This is a genomic window from Lysinibacillus sp. 1 U-2021 (assembly GCF_029916965.1).
Lineage (GTDB): Bacteria > Bacillota > Bacilli > Bacillales_A > Planococcaceae > Lysinibacillus > Lysinibacillus capsici.
In genome coordinates this window covers 266,128-281,278 of sequence record NZ_CP123966.1, presented here as the reverse complement: position 1 = coordinate 281,278, position 15,151 = coordinate 266,128, and the positions used below count along the sequence as shown (strand labels likewise).

The following is a 15,151-nucleotide window of genomic DNA, read 5'->3' as shown; positions in this document are numbered from 1 at the left end:
CTCTATTCTAAAGTCATTTACAATGAAAATATGACTTGTAAAGGGGTGCAGTATGTATGGCGGAATTACGGTTAGAGCATATCTATAAGATTTACGATAAAAATATCCAGGCCGTAACTGATTTTAATTTGCATATCCATGATAAAGAATTCATTGTGTTTGTAGGCCCTTCTGGCTGTGGTAAGACCACAACTTTACGTATGATTGCTGGCTTAGAGGATATATCAAAGGGAGAACTATACATTGACGATGTTTTCATGAATGATGTGGAATCAAAAGATCGTAGCATTGCAATGGTATTTCAAAGCTATGCTTTATATCCACATATGACAGTCTATGATAATATGGCATTTAGCTTAAAGCTACGAAAGGTCGATAAAAAGGAAATAGATCGTCGTGTTAAAGAAGCTGCTAAGATTTTAGGATTAGAGGATTATTTAAAAAGAAAACCAAAGGCTCTATCTGGTGGACAACGTCAGCGTGTAGCACTGGGAAGAGCAATTGTCAGAGATGCTAAGGTATTTTTAATGGATGAGCCTCTTTCTAATTTGGATGCCAAATTACGTGTACAAATGCGAGCAGAAATCCAGAAGCTCCATCAACGAATTCAAACGACAACGATCTATGTTACACATGACCAAACAGAGGCTATGACGATGGCTACCCGTCTGGTCGTGATGAAGGATGGCCTTATACAACAAATTGGGACACCTAAAGAAGTATATAATACACCACTTAACATGTTTGTAGCAGGCTTTATTGGCTCACCATCCATGAACCTTTTCCACTGTCGTCTAACAGATACCGAGATTCTTTTAGGCGAGCAAAGCTTCCCTATCCCATCCATGCATTTACCATTGTTAAAGGAAAAAAATTATTTAGGGAAAGAGATTATTATGGGTATACGACCTGAGGATTTACAAATGACTGATGTTATTTCCCCTTACACTTTCACTGCAACAATTGATGTTGCAGAATTACTAGGAGCAGAAACTTATCTCTATTGTTCTTTAGTAAATCAGAATTTTATAGCTCGAGTACAGGCTGATAACAATTTTTATCCATCCGACAAGGTTTTCCTATTTATGAAGGAAGAAAAGATCCATTTCTTTGATCCTCAAACAGAGGAACGTCTTTGAAGCATGCATGCTTCGAATCCACGAGTTCGAGAAGAGAAAGCCAGCTGTATATCTCATTGATAGCAATCAAATTTATATTCAAACTTACACCTGGTACATTTAAATAAGAAATTAATTGATTTCTTCAAACGAATTAAAAGCACGCTAGGCATTATCACCTAACGTGCTTATTCTATTAATCTTATTTTGCTGCGGCTTGAATCTCAAAGTAAGCCCAATGCTCTTTAGGTATATCCTTGAAGATTTGTTCTGTGTCCTCAGTTGGTATTGGACGATTAAAGATTCGATTCAGTACCTTTACTGCCTGTGCACGTGTTAGTTTCTCTTCAGGTCTAAATTCACCATTGCCTGAGCCAACCATTATACCTATCGCACTTATGCGACTGATTTCTTTTGCTGCCCAATGCGAGAACGCCACATCACGATATGTTTCTCCACTTGCGGTTATTTCGCAATACGGGGTATCTGTAGACCCTTCTACACATTGCTTATCAATCCATCTCACAGCAATAACCGCCATTTCGGCTCTAGTAATCATTTCATTCGGCCCGAATGAACGATCATGACGTCCTTGCATAATTCCTTCTGTACGAATATATTCAATATCGTTTTTTGCCCATGAAGTAGCTGTATCTGCATAAAATAGGTTAGACGCTTCAGGTACATGATTGCCACTTAGGTTTCTTGCCAACATTGCTGCCATTTGGGCACGAGTGACATTTGTATTCGGACGGAAAGTGCCATCTGTATAGCCATGAATATAGGAAGCAAATGTGCTGTCTACCTCTATTGATTCTTTCTCTGGTTGCACTTCTTCCTGCGGTTGTTCTACATAAAGGAGAGAAAATGTAGAAAAGTGCTCTACATCAAAGACTATACCTGTTTGCCCTCTCGTAAATTCTGCAAAACGCCCACGTATTATTTCAGCTGTTCCATTACTATGTTCTACATAGACCATCATATTTTCTCGTTGAGCTGATGTGAGATTCGCTGGTAATGGTAGTAGCAATGTTACTTGACGGTTTTGTAGATTTGTGTCGATAGATATTGGCTGACCAACGAGTTTTACATTAGCGCCATTACCCTGTTGTAAAACTAGTTCAGCTTGTTTAGCCCGATCCTCGATAGCTTTTTGCCGCAATGCATCCCTAATCGGTACAATTCGGAAGAAAATATCTTCATTGAAATCATTCATTGAAGTAAAAGGAACATCTATTTTGACCATTCCCATAGCTATACTAAAATGTGATTTGCCCTCTATTAGTCGTTTAGCAGCATCTCTATCAAGTATCACCTTTGTTTCACTTGCTGGTGGTTCCATATTAGGGATCACAAGTCGAGATCTTTTATCTTCCTTATTCCCTATGATCCGAAGAAATTCGTTTGCATTTGCAACTGTAAAGTTTACTGTATCTTGAAAGCTACCGTTACTCAATACACGTGTTAACACGGTTTGGAGGAGCACATCATCTGGCATACTTTGATCTACAACATTTATTTTTAACTGATTACTTGGTGCAACAGGATCAGGTGTTGGTGTAGGACTAGGCGTTGATGATCCTCCATCTCCTGGTACATTGTTTTTAGACCACAAAGCATACAAGATCAAATTCCCTTTCCCCATTTGAATCGTTTGCCCAATTTTATAAGTAACACCTTTTCCATCAGCCTTCGTATTCCATCCGACAAATGTATAGCCTGCTTTTATTAAATTACCTGTATTACCCAGTATTATGATAGGGTCCTGATGTTTATACTCCTTTGAATCTAAAGCATGGTATGCGATGGACAACCTTAAGAGGTCTGAAAAAATTGTCCATGCAGGCGATGCTTACTTTTGCTGCCATGAATTTAAAGAAACTGGCTACTTGGACGTGGCAAGTAGCTTAAGAGAGCAACTATGCTCGAAGAGTATGTTGGATTTGGTAATCTATTACCAAATATCAAGACGACATAGGAAGAAAAATGATAAAAGCCCTCGAGAGTGACTTCTCGAGGGCTTTTGTCTACAGTCTGAAGTCACTCATAAAAAATAATGAGTGACTTCTTTTTTATTTTAATACTGCATCATTTAACAAAACATTAAATTCGCCAACTTTACTTTCATCTGTAAAGTCTTTTTGTAAAACATAATTTGCAATTGTTCCTTCAACTGATATTTTTTGACCAGCTGATAAATCAGCCTCTTGATCCAAATCAACTATTGCAAAGTTTGTAATTTCTTCTGGGTAAACCCCAAGGAAAAATTCTTCTTTATTCTTATCCTTATCATAGAGCTCATCGTAATCAATAAACTCAAAGTTTTCAATGTCTTTATTGCCCATATAGATGATAAACTTATCTGCACGTACACCAGTAGTTGAACCTTCTCTTCTTCTTTTTTGACCAATATTAGAACTTTCGAATAAAAATTCTGTAATTACACCAGTGGCTGTTGCTTTTCTACCAAGAATATCAAAATCATCTTTAAATTGTTGTCCATTTTTATGACCAAGAATAATCATCTCCACCAATTTTTCATCTTCTACCGTAAGTAATTTGTTTGTAAAATCTACGATTGTTTTACCTTCTAAATTCTCATCAATAAACTGTTTACTCTGTTCTTCTATTGATAACCTTTTCTTTTCTTCGGGTTTTGCTTTTTCACTTTCATTGTCCCCACACCCTGATAGTGCAAGAGTAAGTGCAAGTGTAGCACTGAAAAGTAAGTTTCTTCATCTTTGAAATATCCCCTTAAAAATTTTGATATTGAAATTGTATCAATATTGGAAGGTGTTGTCAGTAATATAAATGTAGATTAATATTGTTTTTAAATAGCCATATTATGTGGGATCTTTTTGTTTAACTGCGAAGAATTTAATTATAATCCCAAAGTAGAAGTAAGTATTTCTAAATAATTTTTTGTTATGATTTCTACTATTAATATGTACCTGTCCGGGTGAAGGTTGTATTATTTTATACTGGGGTACACATTTTACAAAAATCCCGCGTACCCCAGTTTGTACCCACATCGTACCCCAGTTAAATACACTTAGATACACTTCGTTAGACAGGTATAGAAACCTTCATTAATACAAAACCTTGATATTATGCACATCAAAAAATTAAAAACATCAGGATAGAAACCAAGGTCATAAGTTATGCTTATCAAAAAAGATAATATTAATGTAATTTACTTATGAATATAAATGCGCTATCATGGGTATTGGAGAAAAGATGCTACACATTTTTAAAGCCTTTTCAAAAAGATATATTAGGGGGATCCGCAAATGGCACAAGGTAATTTACACAACAGCCGTGCATCATTCGAAGTGAATGGTAAAACTTACAATTACTATGACTTAGCTGCGATTGAAAAAGCTGGCGTTGCAAAAGTTTCAAACCTTCCTTACTCAATCAAAGTATTATTAGAATCTGTTTTACGTCAATATGATGCGTATGTAATTAAAGAAGAGCACGTAAACGAATTAGCAAAATGGGGCAATGGTGCTGATCCAGAAGCTGAAGTACCATTCAAGCCTTCTCGCGTTGTATTACAAGACTTTACTGGTGTACCAGTAGTTGTTGACCTTGCATCTCTTCGTTCTGCAATGAAAGAAATGGGTGGAGACCCAAGCAAAATCAACCCTGCTATTCCAGTTGACCTTGTAATTGACCACTCAGTACAAGTTGACAAATATGGTAATGCATCTGCATTACAAGCAAACATGGACCTAGAATTCGAACGTAACGCTGAGCGTTATAACTTCTTAAAATGGGCTCAAACTGCTTACAATAACTTCCGTGCTGTACCACCAGCAACAGGTATCGTTCACCAAGTAAACTTAGAGTACTTAGCTCCAGTTGTACACGTAAACGAAAATGCTGACGGCACATTTGAAACATTCCCAGATTCAGTAGTAGGTACTGACTCTCATACAACAATGATCAACGGTATCGGCGTTCTTGGATGGGGCGTAGGTGGTATCGAAGCTGAAGCAGGAATGCTTGGTCAGCCTTCATACTTCCCAATTCCAGAAGTTATCGGTGTTAAATTAGTGGGCGATCTTCCAAACGGAACAACTGCTACTGACTTAGCATTAAAAGTAACACAAGTATTACGTCAACGTGGCGTAGTTGGTAAATTCGTTGAGTTCTTCGGACCTGGCGTATCTAAATTACCACTAGCTGACCGTGCGACAATCTCTAACATGGCTCCTGAATATGGTGCTACATGTGGTTACTTCGCAATCGACGAAGAATCATTAAACTACATGCGTTTAACTGGTCGTGACGAAGAGCACATTGCGGTTGTAGAAGCTTACTTAAAAGCGAACCACATGTTCTTTGATCCAACATTAGAGCCAGTTTACACAGACGTTTTAGAAGTAAACTTAGCTGAAATCGAACCAAACCTTTCTGGTCCTAAACGTCCACAAGACTTAATTCCACTATCTCAAATGCGTTCTCGTTACAAAGAAGCAGTAGTGGCACCACAAGGTACACAAGGTTTCGGTTTAACAGAAGATGAATTCGAAAAAACTTCTGTAGCGAAATTCGCTGAAGGCGATGTAGAAATTCCAACAGGTGCTGTTGCGATTGCTGCGATCACTTCTTGTACAAATACTTCTAACCCATACGTATTAATTGCTGCGGGCTTAGTGGCGAAAAAAGCTGTAGAAAAAGGTCTGACAGTGCCGAAATGGGTAAAAACTTCTTTAGCACCAGGTTCTAAAGTTGTAACTGGTTACCTTGAAGATTCAGGTTTACAAACATACCTTGACCAAATCGGTTTCAACACTGTAGGTTACGGTTGTACAACATGTATCGGTAACTCAGGTCCATTATTACCTGAAATCGAAGAAGCAATTAAAGCAAATGACTTATTCGTAACTTCAGTTCTTTCTGGTAACCGTAACTTTGAAGGTCGTGTACACCCACTTGTAAAAGCTAACTACTTAGCTTCTCCACCACTTGTTGTTGCTTATGCACTTGCTGGTACAGTGGATATCGATCTACAAAAAGATTCATTCGGTAAAGACAAAGATGGTAACGAAGTATTCTTCGCTGATATCTGGCCTTCAACTGAAGAAGTTAATGCAGTATTAGGTACTGTTGTTAACCGTGAGTTATTCCAAAAAGAATACGAAACTGTATTCACAGCGAACGAAAAATGGAATGCAATTGAAATATCAACTGAGTCTCTATACACATTTGATGACAAATCAACTTACATTCAAAACCCACCATTCTTCCAAGGTCTTGCAAAAGAGCCAGAAGCTATTAAAGGCTTAGACGGCTTACGCATTATGGCGAAGTTCGGTGACTCAATCACAACTGACCATATTTCTCCAGCTGGTGCAATCGGTAAAGATACACCTGCAGGTAAATATTTAATTGAAAACGGTGTTGCAATCCGTGACTTCAACTCTTACGGTTCTCGTCGTGGTAACCACGAAGTAATGATGCGTGGTACATTTGCAAACATCCGTATCCGTAACCAAGTTGCTCCTGGTACAGAGGGTGGATTCACTACTTACTGGCCAACAGGCGAAGTAGAGTACATCTATGACGCATGTATGAAATACCAAGAGCAAGGTACTGGCTTAGTCGTACTTGCTGGTAACGACTACGGTATGGGTTCTTCTCGTGACTGGGCTGCGAAAGGTACATTCCTACTTGGCGTGAAAACTGTTATCGCACAATCTTACGAGCGTATCCACCGTTCTAACCTAGTAATGATGGGTGTTCTTCCACTTCAATTTATGCCAGGTGAATCTGCTGATACATTAGGCTTAACTGGTAAAGAAGAAATCTCTGTTAACATTACTGACAACGTAAAACCACGTGAAATCTTAACAGTAACTGCTAAATCTGAAGACGGCACAGTTAAAACTTTCCAAGCTTTAGCTCGTTTCGACTCAGAAGTAGAGGTAGACTACTACCGCCATGGTGGTATCCTACAAATGGTTCTACGCGCAAAAGCTGCTGAGTAATCATTGCCCTAAAAACCGATCTCTTTGGAGGTCGGTTTTTTTATTTATTACGAGAGTGATGGATAGAAGTGACCAAAATATGTATAAATAGCACCAAATGACGGATTTAATGGATAATTATAATTTAATTTCCAATGAACCTAGCATTTTTCCAATTCTTTCGCTAAAATTAATAGGTAAGCATTAAATTTACATAAACGGGGGACGATTGATTATGACAAAGAAAAAACATAAGTTTTATACGGCGGCAACAGCGGCAATGGCGGTTACTGCTGTTGCAGTAGTACCTGTATCGGCGGCTAGTCCATTTTCAGATGTGAGTGAGGATTATGCGCATTTTAATAGTATTTCCACATTGCATGCGGCAGATATCATTAATGGTTTTCCAGATGGTACATTTAAGCCTTCAAAGGATGTAACACGTGGACAGGCAGCAAAGATGATCGCAAGTGCTTTTCATCTAACTACAACGGATACGGCTGTCGAGAATCCGAATTTCAAGGATGTTGACTCATCTAGCCCATACTATAAAGCGATTGTTACATTAGTTAATCTTGGCGTTGTACAAGGCTATGAGGATGATACATTCCGTCCAGATGACACAATTACTCGTGGTCAAATGGCGGTAATGGTAGCAGAGGCTGCAGGTTTAACAGCAGAAGGTAAAAGTCCATTCACAGATGTACAGCAAGATAGTCCATTTGCAGATGCAGTAACAGCTCTGTATGAGGCAGGCATTGCGAAGGGTGTAACTGCCACAGAATTTGGCGTAGATAAAAATGTTACTCGTGGTCAGTTAGCAACATTTATTGTGAACGCATTAGGCCTAGCTGAAGATACACAGCCTACAACGGAAGTAAAAGAGGAAGAGCCTAAAGAGGAGCAAGTAACAGAAGAACAGCCTACTACAACAAAGGATAGTGCTTTGTTAGAGGAAGTATTTACGAAAACATTAGCCAAGCAAAAAGAGCTAAAAAGCATGAAGGCTACCATGACGATCTCTCAGACAGTAGAGGCAAACGATGGTAAGGAAACTATGAAAATGGATTCTAAAGGCAACATGAAGATGGAAATTGTTACAGAGCCAATGCAATTCTTTGCTGATGGTTCAATGGCTTTAACAGATCCAACAAGTGGTGAAGCGATTAATTTGCCGATTAAAATGTATATGACGGCTAAAGATGGTATGTATATGTATGAGGCAGAACAAAAGGCCTGGGTAAAGTTCCCGAAACAATTATTTGAAGATGTACTGAGCCAAACAGGGATGCAGACAGATGCAACTGAACAATTGGAGATGCTACAAGCATTTGCCGAAGATTTTACATTAGTAGAATCAGCAAATCGTTATGAATTAACATTAAAAGGCTCTGGCGATAAATTCACAGAGCTAGTGAAGCAGCAACTTGGCGCAATGGATTTAGGAATGGAAGCGGATCTAGAGGCACAATTAGGCAATATTTCCTTTGATGGTCTCACATATAAATTATTGATTAATAAAGAAACATTCGATGTAGAAGAAATTGCTATGGATATGACATTAAAGATGCAAGTAGAAGGCAATTCGATCAAAACAAGGCAGCAAACAACGATCAAATATCATGATTTCAATGCGGTAACGACAATTACGATTCCAAAAGATGTGCTAGACAATGCAAAGGAAATGGATTTGAGTGCATCCGAAACAGCACCAGTAAGTAAATAATACAAAAAGTAGGTTTATGCCAAGTATATTGGTGTAAGCCTACTTTTTTTATGCTTTAGTGGAAGCCCATTAATTCTTTTACTTTCGCTGTGTTTGGAGCAGATGTTAGAGTTTCTAGTAAGCGAAAGGCAACATCAAAGGCTGTTCCTGGATTGGAGGAGGTGATGATATGATCAGTTTGCACAATGCGCTTGTTGACAATTGTTGCGCCATAGCCCTTTAGCTGTGCTAAACGTTTACTTGTTGGATGATTATAGGTTGTTGCTTGACGATGCTGAAGAATTCCACTGTGGCCTAAAATAAGAGAAGCTACACAGATTGTTGCAATCGGTTTTTTGTGTTCATCAAAGTGGCGAACGACTGCCTGAAATTCCTCGCTAAACGCATCCTCATAAAAACCAGCTTCCTCAAAGCCTCCAGGAATCGCTAATGCATCAAAATCCTCTACTACAATTTCATGGAGCAATTTTTCAGGAGTGACTTTAAAATTCCAGGTGCATTCCAGCTGTTCATGCAGGCCGACCGTAACCACATCTGTTGTACCATCACCTTCCCACTTATTCCACCCGAGCACATCGGTAAATACGCTTGCCTCCACCGCTTCAAAGCCATTTGCTAATAGTAACAATATTTTTTTCATATTTATTTTGCCTCCTTTATTGCTTTTATTGTAAACAAAAGGGAGAAAAGATTACATACGTTGTATAATGGATTTTAGGTGAAAAACTTTATTTGAAAAGGTATTATGTCATAAATAATTTATTTAGAAAGGTGATGGACCATGGATCATATTGATACACAAATTTTACAGCAGTTACAGCAAAATGCCAAAATCTCGATGAAGGAATTAGCCACTACCGTTCATTTATCCTCTCCTGCCGTTATTGAAAGAGTCAAAAAGCTAGAGGAGCAGGGTGTAATTGAAGGCTATCATGCAAAGGTAAATCTGAAAAAGATGGAGCGTACGATTGAAGCCATTATTTTATTTAAGTCCATTGATTGTAAAAGTCTTTCTTCATTTTGTAATGCTCATCCTGATGTTTTGGCATGTTATCGAGTGGCTGGGGAAATTAGCTATATTGTTAAATTAGCGACCTATTCAGTAGAAACATTGGAACAATTTATTGATGCGGCTATGCCCTATGGCACACCTTCTACTAATATCGTATTATCTTCAACGGAAAAACAGGTGATTACACCATTTGCTGACAATGATTTGGAGTAAATGACAAAAAAGGCAAACCTCGAAGCCGTGAGCACCGTTTACAGGGTAGAGAGGAGGAAGAATGTTGCTAATTCATGAACTGGAAAGAATAATGGAACAGCATACAGAGAGGCTTATTCGTCTTGCCTTTTACTATGTTAGAGATTTACAAAGTGCTGAAGATATCGTACAGGATGTCTTTATTAAGTTCTATGATAATCAGCAAAACTATGAGGAACGTGGGGAGCTAAAGGCGTATTTATCAAAATTAGTTAGTAATCGAAGTAAAGATTATTTACGTAGCTGGACCTATCGGAAAATTCAAGTGCAACAGAAGATTTTTCCGCAGCAAACCGTTATGAGAAGAGATATGCTTGTACAGCAAGATGAACGTACTTTGATTGAAAATGCGATTCTAGCTCTCCCTTTCAAACAGCGAGAGGTCATTATACATTTTTATTTTGAAGAAATGTCTGTGGTAGACATTGCAGAGCTGTTAACGATTCCTGAAAGCACCATCAAAACAAGGCTACGTCGTGGGCGAGAGTTATTGAAGCTACAATTACAGCATGTTGAATGGGAGGTGCTCCTGCATGAGTAAAATGGATGCTCGTGTAGTAAGGGATTTATCAGAAAGTAAAAAGCGTGTGATGGCAAATGTGGTTCAGCATTTACAGCAACGCCAAGAAAAAAAATCTGCAAAACGTTGGCCATATGGTGTTTTGGCTATGATTTTAAGTGTCTGCATAGGGCTGTTTATATATCAGCAATATAATGAACAACAACAGCAAGCTTCTACTATTCCACCCGTATTAGATGAGCGGATTTTAGAGCTATATTTACAACTTGATTCTTTTATGAACGGAAAGAATCGTTTATATAAGGCAAGCTTTGATAATTTTTTATATTTTGAATCGACCTTTGCTTATGCGCAATCGAAAAAACTAGTACCTACACAAGAGCAAGTAGATAAGGCACTCGAACAGTTCATGCAAGAGTGGAGCTATGAGGATGATACTCGGCCAACTTATGATAAGCTTCTGCAAATGTTGCAAGTCACAAACGAAGGGTTTATCGAGAACTATGGCAAGCCAATTGCCTATAAAATGGCTACATTTGACTTATTATGGGAGGCAAGTCAAGCCGATTATAAGGATGTAAGTAATCCCATTCGTACATGGCTTGTCGAGCAAGAAGCCATGAATTATTTAGAACAACATTATCATAAAGACATTGCCGCCTTACGAAAAAAATATAAAATCCCTGAAAAGGACAGCCAAATGAAGCTCATCAGAAGTGGAACCGTCTTAGCGATTAAGGAACATGAATTTTTAGTTGTCTCAGGCGTCTTGGCTAGCGAGGTTGGTCAAAAATCTGTCGATGAATTAGTGCAAAAACACAGTAATGGTACATGGTTCCCTCTAGTGGATGTCCCGAAAACACTATCAGTTGGTGATCGAGTAGAAGTTCAGTATAGACAGTCGATTGGGAACGATGATGCTCAGCCATTCATTGATTATAAGGATATCGTAGAGATGAAAATAGTAATAGTAAAGGAATCTCACTAACAAGAAGCTATTCAATAGTAAAACATTTTTGATTCAAATCATTCAGCAGCCACAATATGCTGATCTCCATCAAAGTATTGCCACTTGTCTCAACGAAATTCTTTAAGATTGTCCACCGTTGACAGACAATTGGTAATTTGCTAAGATGAAGGACAATAAAAGCATACAAATTCGTTGATGAGAAAGAGTAGTGTTTCACTTTGTTCTACAGAGAGCCGACATTTGGTGGAAGTCGGTGTGCAGGTGTTATATGAAAATCCTCTCTGAGAAGATTAGCTGAATGGAGTAAGCTAATCCGGGTGTCTACCGTTAAAAAGAACACGTATGATTGTACGTTGCTGAGTGCTATTGGCCATCGTGTCAATAGAATTAGGGTGGTATTCGCGGTTAACCCCGTCCCTTTTCCTTGGGACGGGGTTTTTTGTATGCCTTTTATACAAATTTACTTGTATAGGAGGAACTAATATGCAGAAAGAACAAAAGAAAGAAACAACGGTTGAACGAGAAATAAGGATTCGTACATTATGGGCGCAAGAAGGGACCTTTGCAAAATCCGTAATTAATCGTGCTGAACAGCAGCCCTTTGTATTTTATGAGGGACCCCCAACAGCGAATGGTTTACCACATGTCGGCCATGCATTTGGTAGAACCATAAAAGATGTGGTGGCACGTTATAAAACAATGCAAGGCTATTTAGTTGAACGCAAAGCAGGTTGGGATACACATGGGTTGCCTGTGGAATTAGGGGTAGAAAAGGCATTAGGAATCTCAGGAAAGCAGGAGATTGAGAACTATGGGGTGGAGCAATTTATTCAAGCATGTAAGAAGAGCGTTTTTACCTATGAGCAAAAATGGCGTACTTTTACAGAGCAGCTTGGCTACTGGCTTGACATGGATGATCCTTACTTAACATTAAGTAATGACTATATTGAATCTGTGTGGCATATTTTAAGCCATGTTCACAAGGAAAAACTGTTATACAAAGGACATCGCGTTTCACCTTATTGCCCTAGCTGTCAAACTTCCTTAAGCTCTCATGAAGTGGCACAGGGCTATAAGGATGTTAAGGATTTATCCGTTACTGCAATGTTTAAGCTAGAGGATCGAGACGAATATATCTTAGGCTGGACAACGACGCCTTGGACATTACCAGCCAATGTAGCCTTGGCTATGAATCCTGCTCTTCGATATGTCCGTGTAAGGCATGCAAACAACATCTATATACTAGCCAAATCGTTGTTATCAAAGGTTTTTACAGAGCCTGTAGAAATAGTAAGTGAGCATGATGGGCATGAGTTTGCGGGTGTTTCCTATCAACCACCATTTTCTTATGTAAAGGTAGATAAAGGGCATGCAGTTGTCATGGCAGATTATGTGACAGAGCATAGTGGAACAGGAATTGTACACATAGCACCTGCTTATGGAGAGGACGATTATAAAACGGTGCAGCAACATGGCTTGTCCTTTGTCAATGTAGTTGATCTTAAAGGCTGTTATACAGAAGCAGTACCTGAGCTTGTTGGACGATTTGTGAAAGATTGTGATGTCGATATCATTAAAATGCTTGCAGCAAAAGAGCTTTTATTTGCTAAAGAAAAATATGAGCATAGCTATCCGCATTGCTGGCGCTGTGATTCACCATTATTGTACTATGCAACAGATAGCTGGTTTATCAAAATGTCGGCATTAAAAGAGCAGCTTTTACAAAATAATCAGCAGGTGACATGGTACCCTAGCCATATTAAGGATGGACGATTTGGCAACTTCCTAGAAAACTTAGTGGATTGGAATATTAGTCGTAATCGTTATTGGGGAACACCACTCAATGTGTGGATTTGTCAGGATTGCAATCATGAGGAGGCACCTAACAGTGTTGCAGCGCTACAACAATTAGCCAAAGGAGCTGTCAAAGAACAATTAGAGCTCCATAAGCCATTTATAGATGCCATTGTCTGTACCTGTCCTGTCTGCCAGGGCGACATGAAACGTACACCTGAAGTTATCGATGTTTGGTTTGACAGTGGCTCGATGCCATTTGCCCAACAGCATTATCCTTTTGAAGACGTAGCGAACTTTCATCATCAGTTTCCAGCAGATGTGATCATTGAGGGCATCGACCAAACGCGAGGATTTTTCTATAGCTTATTAGCAGTATCGACCTTGTTTACAGGAAAACCACCTTATAAAAATGTGCTATCGTTAGGGCATGTACTCGATGAGCATGGACAGAAGATGTCCAAAAGTAAAGGCAATGCATTAGAGCCTGTTGAGTTAATCCAGGAGTATGGAGCAGATGCTCTACGTTGGGCATTTTTAGTTGATAGCTCACCATGGAATCCAAAGCGTTTTTCGAAGAAAATTGTCTTAGATGCGAAATCTAAGCTGGTGGATACACTCGACAATACGTTTAAATTTTATGACATGTATGCCCAGATCGATAACTTTACGTATGATGCTACAAATACAGGTACACGTTCACAGCTAGATCATTGGATATTGTCCCGCTTACATCACACTATCCAGCTTGTCATAACCTCTATGGATGATTATCAATTTACACAGGCTACAAGAGAAATTGGTCAATTGGTGGAGGAATTAAGCAATTGGTATATACGTCGTTCACGTGCTAGATTTTGGGCAAATGGAATGACAGCAGATAAACGAGGTGCATTTAGCACACTTTACGAGGCACTGACATCCATTTGTCAATTAATAGCACCGTTTACACCATTTATAGCAGAGGATATCTACCGTCAACTATGTGGAAAAAGTGTTCATCTTGAGGAATATCCAATATTCGACGATCAGCTAGTGGATGTGAAGCTTGAACAAGAAATGGCAACGGTCTTAACAGTTGTGGAACTTGGACGTAGCATTCGCAATAGTCAGGGAATAAAGGTCAAGCAGCCTTTAAGTGAACTCATTGTTGCCCTAAAAGGTGAACTGTCGGATTACCAAGCCTATAGCGAACTCATTCAGGATGAGTTAAACATCAAAGCTTGTAGATGGACACATGATTTTTCAGCCTATGAAAGCGTGCATTATAAATTGAATTTTAAAACAGCGGGAGCGGCATTTGGTCCAAAGGTTCATCAAGTAAAAGAGTATGTGTTGGCATTAACAGAGGAAGAGAAACAAAGGCTACAACATCATGAAACTATGGATCTCATGATGGACGGTCAACAGCTAACATTATTAAGAGAACATGTAATAGCTGAATCAATCGTCAAGGACCATTATATTTTAGCGGAGGATGGCACTTGCCGTGTCTTGATGAATGTTCAACTTACAGAGAGCTTACTACAAGAAGGGCAAATACGAGAATTGATTCGTACTATACAAGATGCACGAAAAAAATGGCAGCTACCAGTGGCGCAATATGTATCGATTGCCTTTAATGGTAGTGCAGGGGTACTTTTCATGATTCAGCAGCACGAAGCTTTATTACAAGAAAATGTATTAGTTAAAGCTATTCATTATGGTGAGCAATGGCCTCATGCAAAATCCATTGAGACGTCATTGTTTAATGAAAAGCTCACTTTATTTGTTACTCTATAAAA

At 38.8% G+C, this 15,151-nt stretch carries 10 protein-coding genes, 1 pseudogene and 1 other annotated feature; of the genes and pseudogenes, 8 read left to right on the top strand and 3 right to left on the bottom strand.

The annotated features are described in order from the left end of the window. Positions 1 to 56 precede the first annotated feature (56 nt). Complete coding sequence (locus QH639_RS01415) at positions 57 to 1,139, top strand: ABC transporter ATP-binding protein (protein ID WP_131522417.1); 1,083 nt, start codon at positions 57 to 59, stop codon at positions 1,137 to 1,139. Positions 1,140 to 1,320: 181 nt separating this feature from the next. Here the strand turns inward: QH639_RS01415 and QH639_RS01410 are convergent, their stop codons facing one another. After that, positions 1,321 to 2,931 carry an S-layer homology domain-containing protein gene (locus QH639_RS01410; protein WP_281115573.1) on the bottom strand — a complete coding sequence of 537 codons (1,611 nt, stop codon included), beginning with the start codon at positions 2,929 to 2,931 and terminating at the stop codon, positions 1,321 to 1,323. On the opposite strand from QH639_RS01410, the pseudogene QH639_RS26345 reads away from it, so the two are divergent. Beyond that, positions 2,907 to 3,029, top strand: a pseudogene (locus QH639_RS26345) (transposase); the annotation flags it as partial. The gene QH639_RS01410 and the pseudogene QH639_RS26345 sit on opposite strands and share 25 nt — an antisense overlap. A gap of 161 nt (positions 3,030 to 3,190) precedes the next feature. On the opposite strand, the gene QH639_RS01400 reads toward QH639_RS26345, so the two are convergent. Continuing rightward, positions 3,191 to 3,649 (bottom strand): hypothetical protein, encoded by a 459-nt coding sequence (locus QH639_RS01400; RefSeq protein ID WP_281115571.1) that lies wholly within the window; start codon positions 3,647 to 3,649, stop codon positions 3,191 to 3,193. A gap of 759 nt (positions 3,650 to 4,408) precedes the next feature. Here QH639_RS01400 and acnA point away from each other — a divergent pair. Together acnA and QH639_RS01390 are read left to right on the top strand one after the other, a co-directional pair. Beyond that, the gene (gene acnA, locus QH639_RS01395; protein ID WP_281115570.1) at positions 4,409 to 7,114 is read left to right on the top strand and encodes an aconitate hydratase AcnA; all 2,706 of its coding nucleotides are present in this window, start codon (positions 4,409 to 4,411) and stop codon (positions 7,112 to 7,114) included. 214 nt (positions 7,115 to 7,328) lie between these two features. Continuing rightward, a complete protein-coding gene (locus tag QH639_RS01390) occupies positions 7,329 to 8,819 on the top strand; it encodes an S-layer homology domain-containing protein (RefSeq protein WP_259419498.1) in 1,491 nt (496 codons plus the stop codon). Between the two features lie 55 nt (positions 8,820 to 8,874). On the opposite strand, the gene QH639_RS01385 is transcribed toward QH639_RS01390, so the two are convergent. Continuing rightward, positions 8,875 to 9,459 (bottom strand): DJ-1/PfpI family protein, encoded by a 585-nt coding sequence (locus QH639_RS01385; RefSeq protein ID WP_131520122.1) that lies wholly within the window; start codon positions 9,457 to 9,459, stop codon positions 8,875 to 8,877. Between the two features lie 141 nt (positions 9,460 to 9,600). On the opposite strand from QH639_RS01385, the gene QH639_RS01380 reads away from it, so the two are divergent. The 4 genes from QH639_RS01380 (at position 9,601) to ileS (ending at position 15,149) form a co-directional block, all read left to right on the top strand. Then, positions 9,601 to 10,044: an Lrp/AsnC family transcriptional regulator gene (locus QH639_RS01380; protein ID WP_004227844.1), complete on the top strand. Its 444-nt coding sequence runs from the start codon at positions 9,601 to 9,603 to the stop codon at positions 10,042 to 10,044. A gap of 61 nt (positions 10,045 to 10,105) precedes the next feature. Next, positions 10,106 to 10,624, top strand: coding sequence for a sigma-70 family RNA polymerase sigma factor (locus QH639_RS01375; RefSeq protein WP_227744868.1), 519 nt, complete (start codon positions 10,106 to 10,108; stop codon positions 10,622 to 10,624). Then, positions 10,617 to 11,591, top strand: coding sequence for a DUF3221 domain-containing protein (locus QH639_RS01370; RefSeq protein ID WP_131520124.1), 975 nt, complete (start codon positions 10,617 to 10,619; stop codon positions 11,589 to 11,591). Before QH639_RS01375 ends, QH639_RS01370 begins: the two co-directional genes overlap by 8 nt. Positions 11,592 to 11,756: 165 nt before the next feature. Further along, positions 11,757 to 11,995, top strand: a binding site (T-box leader). Positions 11,996 to 12,056: 61 nt separating this feature from the next. Then, a complete protein-coding gene (gene ileS, locus QH639_RS01365; protein ID WP_237898023.1) occupies positions 12,057 to 15,149 on the top strand; it encodes an isoleucine--tRNA ligase in 3,093 nt (1,030 codons plus the stop codon). The last annotated feature ends 2 nt before the right edge of the window (positions 15,150 to 15,151 follow it).

Excerpts from the sequence above, each read along its gene's own strand:
- QH639_RS01375 (WP_227744868.1), top strand. The coding sequence starts at position 10,106 with ATGTTGCTAATTCATGAACTGGAAAGAATAATGGAACAGCATACAGAG.
- acnA (WP_281115570.1), top strand. The coding sequence starts at position 4,409 with ATGGCACAAGGTAATTTACACAACAGCCGTGCATCATTCGAAGTGAAT.
- QH639_RS01380 (WP_004227844.1), top strand. The coding sequence starts at position 9,601 with ATGGATCATATTGATACACAAATTTTACAGCAGTTACAGCAAAATGCC.
- QH639_RS01385 (WP_131520122.1), bottom strand. The coding sequence starts at position 9,459 with ATGAAAAAAATATTGTTACTATTAGCAAATGGCTTTGAAGCGGTGGAG.
- QH639_RS01390 (WP_259419498.1), top strand. The coding sequence starts at position 7,329 with ATGACAAAGAAAAAACATAAGTTTTATACGGCGGCAACAGCGGCAATG.
- QH639_RS01370 (WP_131520124.1), top strand. The coding sequence starts at position 10,617 with ATGAGTAAAATGGATGCTCGTGTAGTAAGGGATTTATCAGAAAGTAAA.
- QH639_RS01415 (WP_131522417.1), top strand. The coding sequence starts at position 57 with ATGGCGGAATTACGGTTAGAGCATATCTATAAGATTTACGATAAAAAT.
- ileS (WP_237898023.1), top strand. The coding sequence starts at position 12,057 with ATGCAGAAAGAACAAAAGAAAGAAACAACGGTTGAACGAGAAATAAGG.